This window comes from Martinezella sp. CNPSo 3964, from assembly GCF_057784375.1.
The window spans coordinates 211,738-227,383 of sequence record NZ_JBXSOW010000006.1 but is presented as its reverse complement, the minus strand read 5'-3'; the positions used below and the strand labels follow the sequence as shown (position 1 = coordinate 227,383).

15 protein-coding genes are annotated in these 15,646 nt (G+C 60.2%); 1 reads left to right on the top strand and 14 read right to left on the bottom strand.

Going from position 1 to position 15,646, the window contains the following annotated elements; all coding sequences use genetic code 11:
* Window positions 1-66 precede the first annotated feature (66 nt).
* From AC13Q5_RS20135 to AC13Q5_RS20080, 12 genes are all read right to left on the bottom strand, one after another.
* Window positions 67-732, bottom strand: a complete 666-nt coding sequence (locus AC13Q5_RS20135) for an ankyrin repeat domain-containing protein (RefSeq protein WP_488502912.1) — start codon at window positions 730-732, stop codon at window positions 67-69.
* A gap of 147 nt (window positions 733-879) precedes the next feature.
* Window positions 880-2,331 carry a sensor histidine kinase gene (locus tag AC13Q5_RS20130; RefSeq protein WP_488502911.1) on the bottom strand — a complete coding sequence of 484 codons (1,452 nt, stop codon included), beginning with the start codon at window positions 2,329-2,331 and terminating at the stop codon, window positions 880-882.
* Window positions 2,328-3,002 (bottom strand): response regulator transcription factor, encoded by a 675-nt coding sequence (locus AC13Q5_RS20125; protein ID WP_488502910.1) that lies wholly within the window; start codon window positions 3,000-3,002, stop codon window positions 2,328-2,330. The genes AC13Q5_RS20130 and AC13Q5_RS20125 overlap by 4 nt, the downstream gene beginning before the upstream one ends.
* A 181-nt stretch (window positions 3,003-3,183) precedes the next feature.
* Window positions 3,184-3,528, bottom strand: a complete 345-nt coding sequence (locus AC13Q5_RS20120) for a type II toxin-antitoxin system RelE/ParE family toxin (protein WP_075852965.1) — start codon at window positions 3,526-3,528, stop codon at window positions 3,184-3,186.
* Window positions 3,515-3,790: a ribbon-helix-helix domain-containing protein gene (locus AC13Q5_RS20115; RefSeq protein ID WP_075852964.1), complete on the bottom strand. Its 276-nt coding sequence runs from the start codon at window positions 3,788-3,790 to the stop codon at window positions 3,515-3,517. The genes AC13Q5_RS20120 and AC13Q5_RS20115 overlap by 14 nt, the downstream gene beginning before the upstream one ends.
* A gap of 86 nt (window positions 3,791-3,876) precedes the next feature.
* Window positions 3,877-4,533 carry a class II aldolase/adducin family protein gene (locus tag AC13Q5_RS20110; protein ID WP_075853259.1) on the bottom strand — a complete coding sequence of 219 codons (657 nt, stop codon included), beginning with the start codon at window positions 4,531-4,533 and terminating at the stop codon, window positions 3,877-3,879.
* Between the two features lie 40 nt (window positions 4,534-4,573).
* Window positions 4,574-5,953, bottom strand: a complete 1,380-nt coding sequence (locus tag AC13Q5_RS20105) for an FGGY-family carbohydrate kinase (protein ID WP_488502909.1) — start codon at window positions 5,951-5,953, stop codon at window positions 4,574-4,576.
* Window positions 5,950-7,008 carry an ABC transporter permease gene (locus AC13Q5_RS20100; protein WP_075852962.1) on the bottom strand — a complete coding sequence of 353 codons (1,059 nt, stop codon included), beginning with the start codon at window positions 7,006-7,008 and terminating at the stop codon, window positions 5,950-5,952. The genes AC13Q5_RS20105 and AC13Q5_RS20100 overlap by 4 nt, the downstream gene beginning before the upstream one ends.
* Complete coding sequence (locus AC13Q5_RS20095; RefSeq protein ID WP_488502908.1) at window positions 7,001-8,035, bottom strand: ABC transporter permease; 1,035 nt, start codon at window positions 8,033-8,035, stop codon at window positions 7,001-7,003. The genes AC13Q5_RS20100 and AC13Q5_RS20095 overlap by 8 nt, the downstream gene beginning before the upstream one ends.
* Window positions 8,028-9,521: a sugar ABC transporter ATP-binding protein gene (locus tag AC13Q5_RS20090; RefSeq protein WP_488502907.1), complete on the bottom strand. Its 1,494-nt coding sequence runs from the start codon at window positions 9,519-9,521 to the stop codon at window positions 8,028-8,030. Before AC13Q5_RS20090 ends, AC13Q5_RS20095 begins: the two co-directional genes overlap by 8 nt.
* Window positions 9,522-9,697: 176 nt before the next feature.
* Window positions 9,698-10,705: a substrate-binding domain-containing protein gene (locus AC13Q5_RS20085; protein ID WP_075852960.1), complete on the bottom strand. Its 1,008-nt coding sequence runs from the start codon at window positions 10,703-10,705 to the stop codon at window positions 9,698-9,700.
* Window positions 10,669-11,739 carry a LacI family DNA-binding transcriptional regulator gene (locus tag AC13Q5_RS20080; RefSeq protein WP_488502906.1) on the bottom strand — a complete coding sequence of 357 codons (1,071 nt, stop codon included), beginning with the start codon at window positions 11,737-11,739 and terminating at the stop codon, window positions 10,669-10,671. The genes AC13Q5_RS20085 and AC13Q5_RS20080 overlap by 37 nt, the downstream gene beginning before the upstream one ends.
* Before the next feature lie 176 nt (window positions 11,740-11,915).
* Between AC13Q5_RS20080 and AC13Q5_RS20075 the strand changes: the two genes are divergently transcribed.
* The gene (locus AC13Q5_RS20075; RefSeq protein ID WP_075852958.1) at window positions 11,916-12,812 is read left to right on the top strand and encodes a sugar phosphate isomerase/epimerase family protein; all 897 of its coding nucleotides are present in this window, start codon (window positions 11,916-11,918) and stop codon (window positions 12,810-12,812) included.
* A 79-nt stretch (window positions 12,813-12,891) separates the two neighbouring features.
* Here the strand turns inward: AC13Q5_RS20075 and AC13Q5_RS20070 are convergent, their stop codons facing one another.
* The gene (locus AC13Q5_RS20070) at window positions 12,892-13,614 is read right to left on the bottom strand and encodes a L,D-transpeptidase (protein WP_488502905.1); all 723 of its coding nucleotides are present in this window, start codon (window positions 13,612-13,614) and stop codon (window positions 12,892-12,894) included.
* Window positions 13,615-14,024: 410 nt separating this feature from the next.
* A complete protein-coding gene (locus tag AC13Q5_RS20065) occupies window positions 14,025-15,365 on the bottom strand; it encodes a class I SAM-dependent methyltransferase (RefSeq protein WP_488502904.1) in 1,341 nt (446 codons plus the stop codon).
* Window positions 15,366-15,646 lie beyond the last annotated feature (281 nt).

Genomic DNA, 15,646 nt, shown 5'->3' with positions numbered 1-15,646 from the left:
GTTTCGGGAGGCTAAGGCATTTGCCTCCCCGTCGTATTGCATAGCGTCGGAAGTCGGAATGCCGCGTTACGTCGCCCCCACCGCCGCCAGTAATGTCACGATCCCGACATAACCGCGACTGCGGGCATGCCGCAGCGGCGTCACGCCATCATTATCGGCCAGATTGACGTTTGCGCCGGCATCTATCAACAGCTTGACGATCTGAACGTGGCGCGGGCCGCCATCGCCGAGAATGACGGCCTCGATCAGGGCCGTCCACCCCAGCCGGTTGACATGATCAACATCGACACCCGCCTTGATCAAGGTGTCGACGGTTTCGACGTGACCACGCTCGGATGCAGGAATAAGCGCCGTACCGCCATAGCGGTTGATGCTTTTGAGATCCGCCCCGTGGGCGAGCGTCATCTTGAGAATATCCAGATAGCCACGAGCGCCGGCATAGAGATAGGGGCTGTCCTGAATATCGTCCTTGGCATTGACGTCGGCGCCTGCCTCGATCAGCGCCCGCGCGGCCTCCACCTTGTTGCCATGGGTCGCGACAAGCAGCGCAGTCGCTCCGACTGCGTCACGCGCCTCGATGGGGGCACCGTCACGAAGCAGTTGCCGTATGGCGGCGACATCACCCGTCGCGGCCGCCTTGTGTAGTCGAAGATCCATTGTGTCGCCGAAGGCAAGAAAAGAAGTGCAGACAGCCGCCAGGAAAAACGAAGCCGACAACAGAAGTTTCAACATGCCTTATCCCGGTGGTGTCTTTGCCCAAACCTAGCAGGGAACCCGGCTTCGGAAAATCAAATATCCGAGCCCTGACCGCTGAGAAAACGAAAACACTTTCAGGATTTTGCATTGCAATAGCCGGCATCCACGATCTCGGACCGGCAGTTACCGCTTTTGCTGCCAGCCCATGTCTGCCACCACGATCGACGGCGGTATGGAACCAATCTGCAGCCGCACGCAAAAGCCGTGGCCGATGTCCAGGAACGAAACCCGCCCGCCGTGAAGTTCGGCAGCCTTCTTGACCAGATTCAGCCCCAGGCCTGCGCCGGATGAGCTGGCATTGATGCGGCGAAACGGCTCGAAGACACGGTCGCGCTCCGCCAGTGGTATGCCGGGACCTTCGTCGCAGACATCGATCGTACCGGCCGCGCCGACGCGAACGATGATCGCGCCCTTTCCTCCGGCATGATCGATCGCATTCCGGATCAGGTTGACGACCGCCATTTCGATCGTCGACGCCTGGATTACGAAGACTGCTTCCTCGACGCTCGGCTCGAAATCGAAATCGTAGCCGGCATCCATCGCAATCGGCGCGAGATCGGCGGCGATGTTTTCGACCAGCACATTCAGATCCTTTTTCTCCGTGCGCAATTCGACCACGCCGATCGCCTGCATTTCCAGCAGCTGATGGGCGACGCGGGACAGGCGGTCGATATCGTCCCGAAGCTGGTGACTGACTTCGGCTTCGGGCAGTAGGTCCGCACGCGTCCGTGCAATGGCAATCGGCGTCCGCAGCTCATGTGCAGCATCCGCAAGGAAGCGATTGTGCCTGTTATAGCCTTCATCCAGTTTCGAGAGGGCATGGTTGAAGGCATCCACCAGGGGGATGATCTCGGTCGGCACCTTGGAACGCTCGAGCCGTGCCGAGCGGGTATCGAAGTCGATCGCCTGCGCCTGCGTTGCCGTTTCCACAAGCCCGCTCAACGACCGTCCGACGGCGCGCGGCGTGACAAGCAGCGTCGCAACCCCGGTGAGCGCCAATATCGGAGCGACGCCGATGAAGATGACGAATGCCATGGCCGGCAATACGTTGAGCCAGTGGATCTCGCCATGCGGCCCCTTGGGAACCTCGACGCGCATATTGATCCACACGTTCAGGCCGTCATTGTCGAAGCCGCGTTCGGTGGCCGCCATGATCTGCAGCTTGCCGATGGATGTCTCCCGGTTCTCGACCGTGGCATGCGCCCCGTTGCCGGTCTCCACTCTCGCCCGGTCGATCGTCCACGGAAAGCTCTCCGTGAGCGCGGCCGTCGGTATCTCTCCATATTGAAAGAGTATTCCTTTTTGGTCGCGGATCATGAACCAGAGTTCCGGGTAGCGCTGCTTCAGCTCCACGACCTCCTGCGTCTCGGCCACCTGCAGCTGCCCGTCATCATCCCGCGTTATCTGTTGCGCGACGACGCGGACGGCCTCTTCATTGGCATCCTCCAGCTCCGGATTGATGATCCAGATCCAGCCGACGAGCAGGACAAAGAAGAGAATGAGAAGGAAGGCCTGCAGGGCAATCAGCCGCTTTATCAGCCCCCAGCGTAACGATCGGCTGCTCTCCGGGTTCATGCCTTGGCCCGGATCAGATAGCCGATGTTCCGCACGGCCCTTATCTCGACCGTGGCTTCGGCCTGAAGCAGCTTCTTTCGAATGCGCGAGATGTGCGCATCCAGCGCGTTCGATCCGATCTCGTCCTCGAGGGCATATACAGCCTCGATCAGGTTCGGCCGCGTCACGATGCGGTTCGGGCGGCGCATCAGCGTCTCCAGCACCAGATATTCGCGGCGAGGAAATTCGACGAGCGAGCCGCCAACGAAGATCTCATTGGTTCGGGGATCGACGCTCAGATTGCCGAAATTCAGATATCTGTCGGAAACCGTCGGCCCCCGTCTCTGGAGCGCTCTCAACCGGGCGAGCAATTCCTCGATCGCGAAGGGCTTGGCAAGATAGTCGTCCGCACCGCTGTCGAGCCCATCGACGCGATGGTCGACACTGCCAAGCGCGGTCAGCACGAGGATCGGCACGGGATGTCTGCGTTGGCGCAGAGCCGCGACCAGATCGAGCCCTTCGCCATCAGGCAGGCGGCGATCCAATACAAGAACATCATAGGTCCCGACACGGGCCATGGCATCGGCATCGGCAATCGTGCGGACATGGTCGGCAAGCACATCGCGGCGACGTAGCGCTTCCAGCAGCGCGCGGGCCATTTCGGGCTCATCCTCAAGAAGCAGAATTCGCAATGACTTTTCCCCAAAGGACAGCCATCGCCATCCTTCGCCCCCACTGACAGCCAAAGATTGCGGCTACATTACATGCACTTTACCGCTGTGGCATCAGAACAGTGTTGATGGGTAACCGTCAGGGAGGAGGCTGCTCGATTTCGAACGGGAGCGACCGCGGGGCGGATAGATAATTGAGACATTATTGCTCCAGCATGCGCGCCAGCATCCGCCTGATGTGATCCTGGCCGCCGAAGAAAATTGCCGCCACGACAATCGTACGGCGCTGCTCGATCGGCAAAAACCAGACGGCTGCCTTGTCGCGCCGCAGAAAGCGGATGCCGGGATAGATATCCGGCCGCAATGTTCCAATATAGGGGGTCTCGATCAATCGATCGATTTCCAGACGCAGCTCGCGGATGCGGTTCGCCGCACGCTCTAGAGCGTCCTCTGGCGCATCTCCAAGATCGAGGTAGGCCGTAAACAGATGATCGAAGATCAGTTCGAAATCGAGATCGGCGTCCCTGGAATATTCAAGGCTCCACACGATGGGCTCGCCGCTTCCGTTCGATCATACCCTCGATGCGTTCATCCATGTCCGCCGCCGAAACCTTCGGCCCATCGACACGGCGTTGCATGAGCCTGCGCAACCCTTCCGTCTCGACCGCTTCCGCTTCCGTCTTTTGCCGCAGCAGCTCCAGGCCCTGCTGGAGAACCGAACTCATGCTGGAATAACGCCCCGTCTCGACAAGCGAGCGAGCAAATGCATCCTGCTGATCGGTCAGCGATATCGACGACTTGACGCTCACGGGCAATCTCCTTCAGATATCTAAAGTGCTACTCAGTCGCACATATGTCAAGACGTCGCGGCGGGACGACGGAAGGCTGCGAGGGATTATTGCCGTCGCTTCGCCACATCGTTGACCCCATCCAGATCCGGCGCCTGTCCGTAGCTCATGTTCTTCATCTGCTGGATGACGCGCGCCATCTCCTCATCATCGAGAATGGGCGGCTCGCCGAGGGTGAGTGCCTGGACATAGAGACGCGAGAGAGTTTCGACCTCGATGGCAAGGGCAAGAGCGGCGGCCGGCGTCTTCCCAAGCGAGATCTGCCCGTGCTGGCCGAGCAGGCAGGCCAGCCTGTCCTGCAGGGCTTCGATCGCGGCATCCGAGAGGGCCTGCGTGCCGAAGGTGGCGTAGCGCGCACAGCGGATCGTCGTGCCGCCCGCGACACCGGTCATATAGTGAAAGCTCGGGATGGTCTTGTGATGCACGGCAAGCGTGGTCGCATAAACCGAATGGCAATGGAGCACGCAATCGATATCCCCGCGGGATGCGAGAATATCGCGATGGAACCGCCACTCGGATGATGGCCGGCGCTCCCCCTCGTAGCTGCCATCGAAAAACATCTGCACCAGGTCCTTTGGCTGCATCATGTCGTAAGGCAGAGAGGTTGGCGTGACCAGAAATCCCTTGGGATTTCGCACCGACACGTTGCCGGCCGTTCCCTGGTTGATGCCGGATGCATTCATCCGGCGGCAGATCGCCACCATGTCTTCGCGCAGGGCATTGTCGTCATAAGTCGTCACGATATCACTCCATTGTCTTGATTAGGGTTTGCCAGCGTTGCTGGTAGGATGAAAGCTCGGGAAGGCCAGAGATATCAGGGGCTTCGGCCGCCAGCGCTGCAGGCGAAGCACGACTTTCGTGGGCGGCCAGCATGGCCGCGCCCGTCGCCGTTCCGGTGGTGCTGCGGCTGACGAGCACGCGTCGGTCGGGCAGCAAGGCCGCGACGATAGCGCCATAAAGGGGATCGACGACGAAATTGCCGTCCAGCACCACCGTTCTCGCCGGCGGGAGATCGCGGATGCAGGCGACAGTCAGCAGCGCCGAATAAAGTACCGCAAGTGTGAACCGGACACTTTCCTCCTCCGCGAGCGGACCTTCGAGACGACCACGACGGGCCGTGCCGGGAAAGAGCCCATCATCCGAGCCGAATGTCGGCAGCGCAAAAGTACCAGACTCAACGATCATCCGAAGCGCCTGCAACGAGGCCGGGCCGGAGGCCTTTGCTGCGACTGAGGAAAACTCCCGACCACCCATGGTCAGCATGCCGGGTGTCGGATTGCCGAAGACATCGGCATTGCAGGAATGGCCGGGTTGTTCGACGCTGAAATCGACGCCATTGCGATCGGTGAGCGCAACGATCCAAGTCCCTGTCGAGACGACGGTAAAATCGGAGAGATCGGCCGCCTGATAGCGATAGAGATTGGCCGAGGAGTCGTGCACGCCGCACAGGATACGCGTCGTCGCCTTCAGACCGCACCGCCTGGCAAGCTCCGGCTTCAGCGGACCAAGCGTTTCCCATGCGCGCCGCATCGGCGGCATGAGACGCTGCCATCCGCGGCTTGCGACGAGCGTGGCAGGCCGGCCGTCGGCCGATGCCCATAGATGCGATTGCGCCGCCAGGCTCGTCACTTCGCTCGCCAGCACGCCGGACAGGCGCAAAGCCCAATATTGCGGAGTGGCCAGATAGGCGCTGGCCGCCGCAAAGGTCTCCGGCCAGTGCATTTCCTGCCACAGCATCTGCCTGGCAAGGTGCGCTGCACCCAGCATGACGGCGCTGGCCCTTTCGCGGTACGGGCCGACAATTGCCCTGTAGCGCGCATCGACATCGGCGGGAATCGGCTGTTCGTAGTCGATCATCGGCATTGTCGCGCCCTGTCCGTCGACCAGCACGCCGCCGGATCCATGCGCGCAGGTGACGATCGCGCCTATATCGTGTCGCTTGCCCAATGCCGTCAGGCTATCGATGAGCCAGGCTTCCAGCTCGGCAAGATCATGATGACGATAGGGCGGACCATCCTTGACGATATTCGGCGTCGACAGCGTTTCCAGCACATGGCCGCCATCGCTGGCCGCCGACAGCTTCACATTGGTCTTGCCGATATCGAAAACCGCAACGATGCTCATTTTGGACCGAAGAAACGTGCTGGCAGCAGCCACATCAGGTAGGGCCGCGCCGTCTGTATCGCAGCGACGAAGATGAGAATGCCGCCCCATATCGCGACCGTCAGATAGTTGCTGAGGCCGAACTGGTTGAAGCCCGAGGAGATGACCTGCAGGATCGCCAGCGCCAGCATCAATCCGCCCGCCGTGCCGAAGCCGCCGAACGGATCGACACCGCCGAGAACAGCCGCAAGGATCGTCACCAGCAGATAGGATTGCGCGTAATCCGCGCTCGCCGAGTTGAAGGTCGCCAGCATGACCAGTGCCGAAAAGAAGCAGATCAGGCTCGACATGACATAGACGCCGACCAGTACCCGGCGCGTATCTATCGCCGAATAGCGTGCCGCCTCGATATTCGAGCCAATCATGGCGCAGGCGACGCCAAAGGCGGTGCGACGCAATATGAGGCTGACGATGACGGCCACCACAATCAGCAGCAGGAAGATCAGCGGCACGCCGACAATGGTGGTCGTCCCGATGCGGCTGAAGCCGTCCGGTATGCCCGAAAGTGCCATGCCACGCGTGAGATAGATGCTGATGCCGTCGATCAGCGATTTCGTGCCGAGCGTGATGAGGATCGGATGGACGCCGGTATAGGCGATGAGCGTACCGGTGATGAGGCCGATGAGCAGGCAGAGCGCAAGGCCGGCGACGAGCGCCAGTACTATGACGGCGAATGCCGTACCGACGCCAGTGTCGGGCGTGATCAGACTCTGCATGATGAAGGCCATCAGCAGCGCGCATTGGTTCGTCGTTGCGATGATCGCCAGATTGAGCCCGCCCGTTATCAGCGGCGCCATCATCGCCAGAGACAGAAGGCCAAGCAGCGGCAGCTGATACATGAAGGATTGCAGCGTGCCAACCGAGGCAAAATTCGGAATGAACAGAGAGAAGCCGGCAACCAGAAGGATCAGCAGGACGACAAGCCCGGCATGTGCTCCGGGAATGCCTGTCCGCATACGCGTCATTAGATCCGCCAGGCTGTTATTGATGTTATAGAGAACTGGAGGTTCAGCCATTGGACGACGCTCCGGCGATAATACGATGGCGGCGACCGGGTCGCGAGCTGATCACGGTGATCGAGGTCGAAACCAGGATGGTGATCCCGATGACGATCTGGAAGAAATAAGAGGAGACGCCAAGCAGGTTGAGCCCGTTCTGCAGGACCGCCAGAAGCACGATGCCGAGCAATACGCCAGGCACGGTGCCGATGCCGCCCGTCAGGCTGGCGCCGCCAAGCACCGCGGCGGACAGTACCGCAAGTTCGGTATTGTACATGGCATTGGGCACGCTCTCGCCGACCCGGTGGGCCTGCAGCAGGCCGGCGATCGCCGCCATCAGCCCAAGATAGCCATAGGCGACGAATTGCAGACGGCCAATATTCATGCCGATGCGCCGTGCCGCCTCTGCATTGCCGCCCATCGCATAAAGCTGCCGCCCGACGGAAGACCGCGTCATCCATGCCCAGGTGAACAGCGTCACCACCACCATGGCGACGATAGGCAGCGTCACACGGACGATATCGCCCGATGCCGTTTCCATGCGCCAGAAGACGATGCGGTTCGTCCACCAATCCGGCAATGTGTAGATCGACTTGCCGCCGGAGAAATACATCAGCAGCGAGAAGCTGACGCTCATCATGGCGATCGTGGCGATGATCGAGGTGATGCGCACATAATGAACCAGCAGTGCATTGAGGCAACCGAGACCGACACCGATCGCAAGGCCGCAGCCAATGACGGCTGGCGCCGAAAAGCCGAACTGCGTCGCGAGCAGCGCCGCGCAATATTGCGCGACGGAAGCGGTGGCGGCAAAGGATATGTCGATGCCGCCCGAAACCAGCACCACAAAGAGGCCCATCGCCATGATCGCCTGCACAGAATAGGTCTCGAGCAGATCGATGATATTGGCGAGCGTCAGGAAATCGCGCGCGGTCAGGGAAAACAAGATTACGACCGCGGCAATAACAGCCAGAAGCCAAGCTTCGGGACGTCGCTTCAATTGCGCGGCAAAGGATGGTCCGGCCATTTGGCTGTGCTCACGCATAGATGCGCTCCTTCATATTGGCCTCGCTGACTGCGCCCGGCACGGCTTCGCCGACGATGCGGCCGGCGCGCATGTGGAGGATACGGTCGCAGGTCGCAAAGAGCTCCGAGACCTCGTCGGAGATGAGGATGATGGCGACGCCTTGGCGCGCCAGATCGGCCACCACATCGTAAATGCCCTGCTTGTTCTTGATATCGACGCCGACGGTCGGGGAATCGAGGATCAACACCTTCGGCCGTGTCGCGAGCCATTTCGCCAGCACGACACGCTGCTGATTGCCGCCCGAAAGCGTCTGCACGGCGCGATCGGCTGAGGGAACCTTGATGGCGAGCCGCTTAATCCAGTCATCGGCAAGCTGCCCGCGCGTCTTGCCGGGAATGAGCCCGAGACGGTTTGCCATGCCCTTCATGACAGCGAGCATGATGTTGTCGCCGATCGACTGCTGCAGGATGACGCCAAGGCTCAGGCGATCCTCGGAAACATAGGCTATGCCGGCGCGCACGGCATCGCGATTGGAGCGAAGGCTGAGCTGCCGCCCTTCAAGGCGGATGCTGCCGCTCTCGGCGCGGTGCATGCCGAACAGCGTCAGGGCGAGTTCGGTGCGACCCGATCCCAGCAGGCCGGAGATGCCAAGCACCTCGCCGCGATGCAGCGTGAAGTCGACGTCGGCAAACTCGCCGCGGCGCGACAGACCGCGAACCTCCAGAACAGGTGCCGCCTCACCCATATCGCGCGCGACAATCGCGTGATCGATGTCGAGCCCCGTCATCAGATGAGCGATCTTCTTTTCGTTCATCTGATCGGCGGGCCAGGTGCCGACCTTGCGGCCGTCGCGCATGACAGTGACGCGCTCGGCGATCTCTACGACTTCGTCGAGCCGGTGGGAGACGAAGACGACGGCGATACCATCCGCCTTCAATCGTCCGACAATCCCCAAAAGACGGTCGACTTCGGTCCGCGTCAGCGACGCCGTCGGTTCGTCCATGAAAATCAGCCGTGCCGCGGCTGCCAGACCGCGGGCGATCGCCACAATCTGGCGCTCAGCAACGGAGAGATCGGAAACCACGAGATCGAGATCAAGCGCAAATCCGAGCCTTGCAAGGACAGCGCTTGCCTTCTCGCGCATCTGCTTCCACTTAACCGGTTTTACGAGCCGGTCGAGATGGCTTTCGATGGCGATGTTTTCGGCTACGGACAGGTTGGGAAACAGTGAAAGATCCTGGAAAATAACCTGAATTCCAAGGGCTTTTGCGCGGGCGGGATCAAGCGGAAGGACCGGCTTACCCTCGATCTCGATCATACCGGCCGACGGCGGGTGCACCCCCGCTACCGTCTTGATAAGGGTCGACTTGCCGCAACCATTTTCACCAACGAGGCAATGGATCTCGCCGGGCCGCACATCCCAGTCGATCTCCTCCAATGCACGCACGCCGCCGAACCGCTTGGACAAGCCGGTCAGACGCAGAAACGAAACGTCGTCGCTCATCGATCCACTCCGATTGCCATGGGTCGGCCGGCGGCGGCATTCAAGCCTGCCGCCGGCCCTCGGGAGGAACAGTCAGAGCTTTTCCGCTTTTCTTCGAATCGCGGAAAAGCTCTATCCTCTTGGTTCCGTCCGCATTCCGGACGGAAAAACCGCTACGCACTTTTCATGGAAATGCTCTAAAGGCCGAGCGCCACCAGCCGGTCGATATTCTCCTTATCGAGCGACTCCAGTTTCTGGGCCTGAATGAGCTTCTTGTCCGGATAGACGCGAACCTTTCCGACGCCGGTCAGCTCCATATTGTCGGTCGGCTCCTTGCCCGCCGCCAGGATGGAGGCGAGCTGCACGAAAATCTCGCCTGCCGTCATCGGATTCCAGATGAAGCCGCCGCGGATCGTGCCGGACTTGACGTATTTGGCGCCCTGGCCCGGTGAGAAGCCGCCGACCAGTGCGATCGATTTCGCCTTTTCACGATCATCGAGAACACGGGCTGCGCCGATCGGGCCTTGCGATCCGAATGTCAGGATACCCTTGAGATCCGGATGGGCTCGAAGCTGATCCTGCGTGGTCTTGATGCTGTCATCCAGGCTCTCGGCCACGCCGAAGCGGTCGCCGAGCATCTCCATCTTGGGATATTTCTGCTTCTGATAGGCGATCGCCGCATCTGCCCAGGCATTATGCAGCGGCACCGTCAGCGAGCCGACATAGACGATGTATTTGCCTTCCTCGCCCATCTGCTTGGCGAGCAGGTCCATATGGGCCTGACCGTAGCCTTCGATGGTCGTCAGCTCGAAGTCCCAATCGGCCTCCTTCTGGTTCGGGCCTTCATGGGCGAGCACCTTGATGCCCGCGGCACGAGCCCGGCCAAGAACGGGATCGAGAGCGGCGGAATCGTTCGGCACGATGCCGATGACGGCGACCTTGCGGGCGATCAGGTCTTCGATGGCGCGCACCTGCTGGGCGGCATCGGCCTGCGTCGGCCCGACCATCCAGGCATTGGCCTTATATTCCGGCGCCGCCTTCTTGATGCCGACTTCCATGGCATTGAACCATGGAATACCGCCGATCTTGACCACGACGCCGACCTGCGGTTCGGCCGCCTGCGCCACACCGATTGTGCCGCCAAGAGTTCCGGCGACGACAGCGCCGCCTATTCCGGCGAGTATGGTTCGTCTTGTAACTTCCATTTTTCTCCTCCCAGTTTCGTATTACCCGCCTCCTCAAGCGGGCTCCGCGGCGTCGAACCACGGATCTCGACAGCGCAGCGCAGGCGTCGCGTAACCGGCTTTCCTCCGGAGCCAGTCATGCGTCGCAACAGCAGCGCCCAGGCCTGCTCGGCCATTTCCTCGACAGGCTGGCGCACGGCGGTAATGCCGGGTGCGACCAGCCGCATCCATTCCATCTCGTCAAAGCTCGCGAAGGCGAGATCGCCGGGCACGGAAAGCCCGATCTCAGCCATAGTGCGGTAGGTTAGAAGCGTGGTGCCGTGGTCAAGCGAAAACAACGCGCCCGGCAACGGGCGGTGGCGCAGCCGCTCCTCGAGGCGCTGCGCGCCATTGGCATCATCAATGCCGATTTCCAGCATTTCGACATGCATGCGCCCGGCCGCAGCTAGCACGCCTTCCCAGCGTTCTCGAACATTGGTGATCGACAGGCTGCTGCCAAGAACCAGGCAATCACCATAGCCCTGCCTGTCGAGATGGGCAGCGATCGCGCCGGCGGCCGGGCCATTGTCGACGGCGATCAGATCGAAGCCGGCCGCATCTGGTATGCGGTCGGCAAGGACGACCGGAGCGAAAAAACCATTCGGCAAGCGCTCGGCAATGGCGCCATCACAGGGAATGACAATCAGGCCGGCCGGACGCCACGAGCGGATCTTGCGCAGCCGATCTGCCTCCTCCTCGGCATTGTTGCGCGCGGAGACGACCACCAGATCGTAATCGTCGAGACGTGCCAGATGCTCCAGCGTGGAAACAAAGGAGGCGAACATCGGATTAGTGAGATCGGGCACCACGACACCCGCAAGCTGCGCCTTGCGCGAGCGCAGCCGGGACGCGCCGAGATCGACGACATAGCCGAGCTCGCGCACCGCGTCATTCACACGCTTGGCGAAATCCGGAGAGACCGTTGGCTTGCCGTTCAGGACATTCGAGACGGTTGCAACCGAAACTCCCGCCCTATCGGCCACCATCTTGATGGAAGGGGTTCGCGATTTCGACATTTTGCCCTCCCCTCAACAATCTCAGATTGATACTACGAAAATTCTGGTGAAACGTTTTATTGTAGGCTATACCTGTATATGTGCGGTGTCAACGTGAGTGTTTACAAGTATAAAACGATTCATGTCTTTTGCACTGCAGCAACTATTTTTGCATCCACGAAACCGGGAGGACGATCATGAACAAGCTGGGAGTTCACGCGCTGGTCTGGGAGGCAGGCTGGAGCCGCGACGAATGCGCCCGCGCAATCGCAAGCAGCGCCGAGGTCGGCTATGATTTCATCGAGGCACCGGCGCTGGACCCAAGCCTGATCGATCCGGAATTCACCCGCCGCCAGCTCGAAAAGAACGGCATCGGCATCAACTTCTCGCTCGGTCTCGATTTCGACACCGACATCTCAAGCGGCGACAGGGAAAAGGGTCGGCGTGGCAAGGCGAAGCTGGAGCAGGCGATCGCCGTCTGCCGCGATTGCGGCGGCGAATATATCGGCGGCATCCTGCATTCCGCTTTCGGCAAATATACCGAGCCGACGACGGCAGCAGGGGTCGCACAATCCGTCGATATCCTGCGCCAGGTAGCCGAGACGGCGGCCAAAAGCGACATCACGCTCGTTCTGGAAGTGGTCAATCGCTATGAATCCAACGTGCTGAATACCGCCGCCCAGGCCGTCGAGATGTGCAAGCGCATCGGCATGCCGAACGTGAAGGTGCATCTCGACGTCTACCATATGAACATCGAGGAATCCGATATTCAGGCCGCCATTCTCGAAACCGGCGACTATCTCGGCTATTTCCACACCGGCGATTCCCATCGCGGTTATATGGGTTCGGGAACGATCGACCTTGCTGGCGTCTTCAGAGCCCTCGTCCGCTCCGGCTACAAAGGACCGATCACGTTCGAATCCTTCTCGTCGCGAGTCGTCGGCCAGCCGCTCGAGGGTATTCTCGGCATCTGGCGCAATCTGTGGGACGATGGCCGCGACCTTGCCGAACATGCGCTGATGTATACGAAGGCACAGCTCAAGGCCGCCCAGGAAGCACAGCGTCAAAGCCAGCAGCGCAGCCTGCTGCCCTGATCGCTGATTGGCACAGATATCCTGCGCCGCCTTCCATCAACCGAAGACGTGGCTCCCCTTTTCGAGGGGAGCCGCTCACTCAGGCAGAAACGCCTTTGCTTTGCAGCGGCGACTGGTGAACGACGATCCGCGCATGATAGGGAATGCGTTCATAAAGATCGATGACATCCTGATTGACCAGGCGAACGCAGCCTGATGACGCCGCCTTGCCGATCGAACGCCATTCCGGCGAGCCATGCAGACGGTAAAGCGTATCCTTGCCGTTCTGGAAAATATAGAGCGCGCGGGCACCCAAAGGGTTCTTGATACCCGGGTCCATACCACCATTGGCAACTGAATATTTCGCGAGTTCCGGCTTGCGAGCGATCATGTCTCCCGGCGGCTTCCAGCGTGGCCAATGCTGGCGCCAATGGATGGTCCCTTCGCCCTGCCATGCAAAACCGTCGCGGCCAATACCGACGCCATAGCGCATGGCCGTACCACCACGCTCCACGACATAGAGAAATCTCGACACCGTATCCACGACGACAGTGCCCGGCGCCTCGCCGGTCGGATCGGGGACGCGCTGCCGATAAAACTTCGGGTCCAGCTTGCGATAGGGAACCGCCGGAATGACATGACCGCCATCGACCACGGAGGCATAGCGGGCCTCAAGCTCGGGATCCGGCGCGATGACGCTCTGAGGTTCTGACGCCACGGGAACGACGGGCGGCACACGAACCGGAGCTGCAATGGGAGTTGGAACCGGGGCCGTGGTGGCACAGCCCGCAAGCGCTGCGGTCGCAGAAATCGACCCGAGCATGAAAGCCCGCCGGGAGAGAGTCTTTTCATTCTTGGTTGAGCGCATTCCTATCCTGACAAACCTCGCAAATTGATATCGCGTCTTCGACCGATGAGGCCAAAAGAGGCGACATGTCTAATCATTAAGTGGTGATGCCCTCATAGCCACTCGGGACCTATGATGACAAGTTCACCAATACCATGACCATGGAAACTCAATCGACGAGTGTGGGCGGAAAGCCACAGAGATCTTGCATTTCAGCGAGCGCATCGAGCGCTCGCGGCGACACCGAGGTTCAAGCGCTCTGATTGTAGGCCGGCATCCACTCGCCCGAGGCTGCGATATATACCGGCTAGCCACCGAAGGAGTGGCCCGGCAAGACGACACACTCGATATTCGAGCACGCCGTCATGCCAAGCCGCAAGCGGTTTCTAGAGGTTCCGCGAGGACTCTGTACCAGGCTGATTTTGCTGACGGGATTTGCGCTCGTCATACAAGGCCAGATCCCGTCTTGCGCGTGCACTCGCGGCTTCGATCGGACCCGCCTTCCCCTGCTCGGCAATAACGGCCCGCGCCCGCTCGATATCGACCATGTAGTCACGTGCCAGAGGCAGGGCGGAGACGTTCTTCGTCAGCTGCAATTGCCAGTTCATGTGACCCATGCGACGGAAGGCAAGTTCGGACCCGATGAGGTAGAATTCAAACATCCGACAGAACCGTTCGTCATAAAGTTTTGCCAGGGTGCTTCTGTTCTTCATGAAGCGATCCCGCCACTGCTCGAGCGTCTTGGCATAATGCAGACGCAGGATTTCGATGTCGGTCGTCCAGAGACCCGATTTCTCAACCACGGACAGGACTTCGGAGACCGCCGGCGAATAGCCGCCGGGGAAGATATATTTCGCAATCCACGGATTCGTGCTGCCGGGACCATCGGCCCGGCCGATTGCGTGGATCAGCGCGACGCCGTCTTCCTTGAGTACGGAGCGGATCTTGTCGAAGAAGGTCTTGTAGTGGTTGATGCCCACATGCTCGAACATGCCGACCGAGACGACGCGGTCGACCGGACGCGTCCAGGAGCGATAATCCAGCAGCTCGAACGTGACCATATGCTCCAGACCCGCATCTTTTGCGCGGGCTTTTGCGGCCAGCAATTGCTCTTCCGAAAGAGTGAGGCCGGTCACCTTCGCCCCGAACTCCTTGGCAAGATAGAGCGCCATGCCGCCCCATCCGCAGCCGATATCCAGAACCTCGAGCCCCGGACGATCGAGCATCAGCTTCGATGCGATATGCCGCTTCTTCTTGAGCTGCGCCTCCTCCAGCGTCTCGTCGCCGACTGGGAAATAGGCACAGGAATATTGCCTGTCGTCATCCAGCATCAGCGAATAGAGCCGGGCGTCGAGATCGTAATGGTGAGCAACATTGCGCTTCGAACGGCCTGCAAAATTCAATTGATCAAAATTTCGACGCAGCCAGCGGACTTTTTCCATCAGCTTTTCGAAAGGATGGCTCCCTCCTTCCATCATGTTGAGGACAAGCAAGTCCGTCATTTCATAGAGATCGCCGGATGCCGGCTCGATTTCGCCGTCCATATAGGCCTCACCCAGCGCCAGAGCCGGGTTCAGGAGCAGACGGCGTTTGGCACGGGCGGTATTTATTTTCATCGTTGCGCGCGGTTCCGACCCCGTACCGAAACTGCGCGTGGAACCGTCCGGAAAAATGACCGTAAGCGTTCCGATTGTGATCAAGCGAGAAAGGGCTGCTTCTAGGAACATGACAACTACCTGCTTATCGTTTCCTTACGGAAATATCCGTGACCCGAGGGCGGCGAAGAATCCCGTACCGGTATTGGTATCGAAAGCGTACTACTTAATCTGGTAAAATATCCAGATCATTTGCGACATCAAGGTTGAGTAAACTCGACCCGTCTGCGCGATCATTGATCGAGCTATATATAGTCAGTCGGCTCTCGGAATTTGAGGCATCAGCCGACGGCAAAGGGTGCGCGCCGGCCGAATGCGGGCCGTAGAGCACCCACTCCGCCGGCCAGCTACGC

Excerpts from the sequence above, each read along its gene's own strand:
- AC13Q5_RS20135 (WP_488502912.1), bottom strand. The coding sequence starts at position 732 with ATGTTGAAACTTCTGTTGTCGGCTTCGTTTTTCCTGGCGGCTGTCTGC.
- AC13Q5_RS20130 (WP_488502911.1), bottom strand. The coding sequence starts at position 2,331 with ATGAACCCGGAGAGCAGCCGATCGTTACGCTGGGGGCTGATAAAGCGG.
- AC13Q5_RS20110 (WP_075853259.1), bottom strand. The coding sequence starts at position 4,533 with ATGGTGGCGATCTGCCGCCGGATGAATGCATCCGGCATCAACCAGGGA.
- AC13Q5_RS20105 (WP_488502909.1), bottom strand. The coding sequence starts at position 5,953 with ATGAGCATCGTTGCGGTTTTCGATATCGGCAAGACCAATGTGAAGCTG.
- AC13Q5_RS20100 (WP_075852962.1), bottom strand. The coding sequence starts at position 7,008 with ATGGCTGAACCTCCAGTTCTCTATAACATCAATAACAGCCTGGCGGAT.
- AC13Q5_RS20095 (WP_488502908.1), bottom strand. The coding sequence starts at position 8,035 with ATGCGTGAGCACAGCCAAATGGCCGGACCATCCTTTGCCGCGCAATTG.
- AC13Q5_RS20090 (WP_488502907.1), bottom strand. The coding sequence starts at position 9,521 with ATGAGCGACGACGTTTCGTTTCTGCGTCTGACCGGCTTGTCCAAGCGG.
- AC13Q5_RS20085 (WP_075852960.1), bottom strand. The coding sequence starts at position 10,705 with ATGGAAGTTACAAGACGAACCATACTCGCCGGAATAGGCGGCGCTGTC.
- AC13Q5_RS20080 (WP_488502906.1), bottom strand. The coding sequence starts at position 11,739 with ATGTCGAAATCGCGAACCCCTTCCATCAAGATGGTGGCCGATAGGGCG.
- AC13Q5_RS20075 (WP_075852958.1), top strand. The coding sequence starts at position 11,916 with ATGAACAAGCTGGGAGTTCACGCGCTGGTCTGGGAGGCAGGCTGGAGC.
- AC13Q5_RS20070 (WP_488502905.1), bottom strand. The coding sequence starts at position 13,614 with ATGCTCGGGTCGATTTCTGCGACCGCAGCGCTTGCGGGCTGTGCCACC.
- AC13Q5_RS20065 (WP_488502904.1), bottom strand. The coding sequence starts at position 15,365 with ATGTTCCTAGAAGCAGCCCTTTCTCGCTTGATCACAATCGGAACGCTT.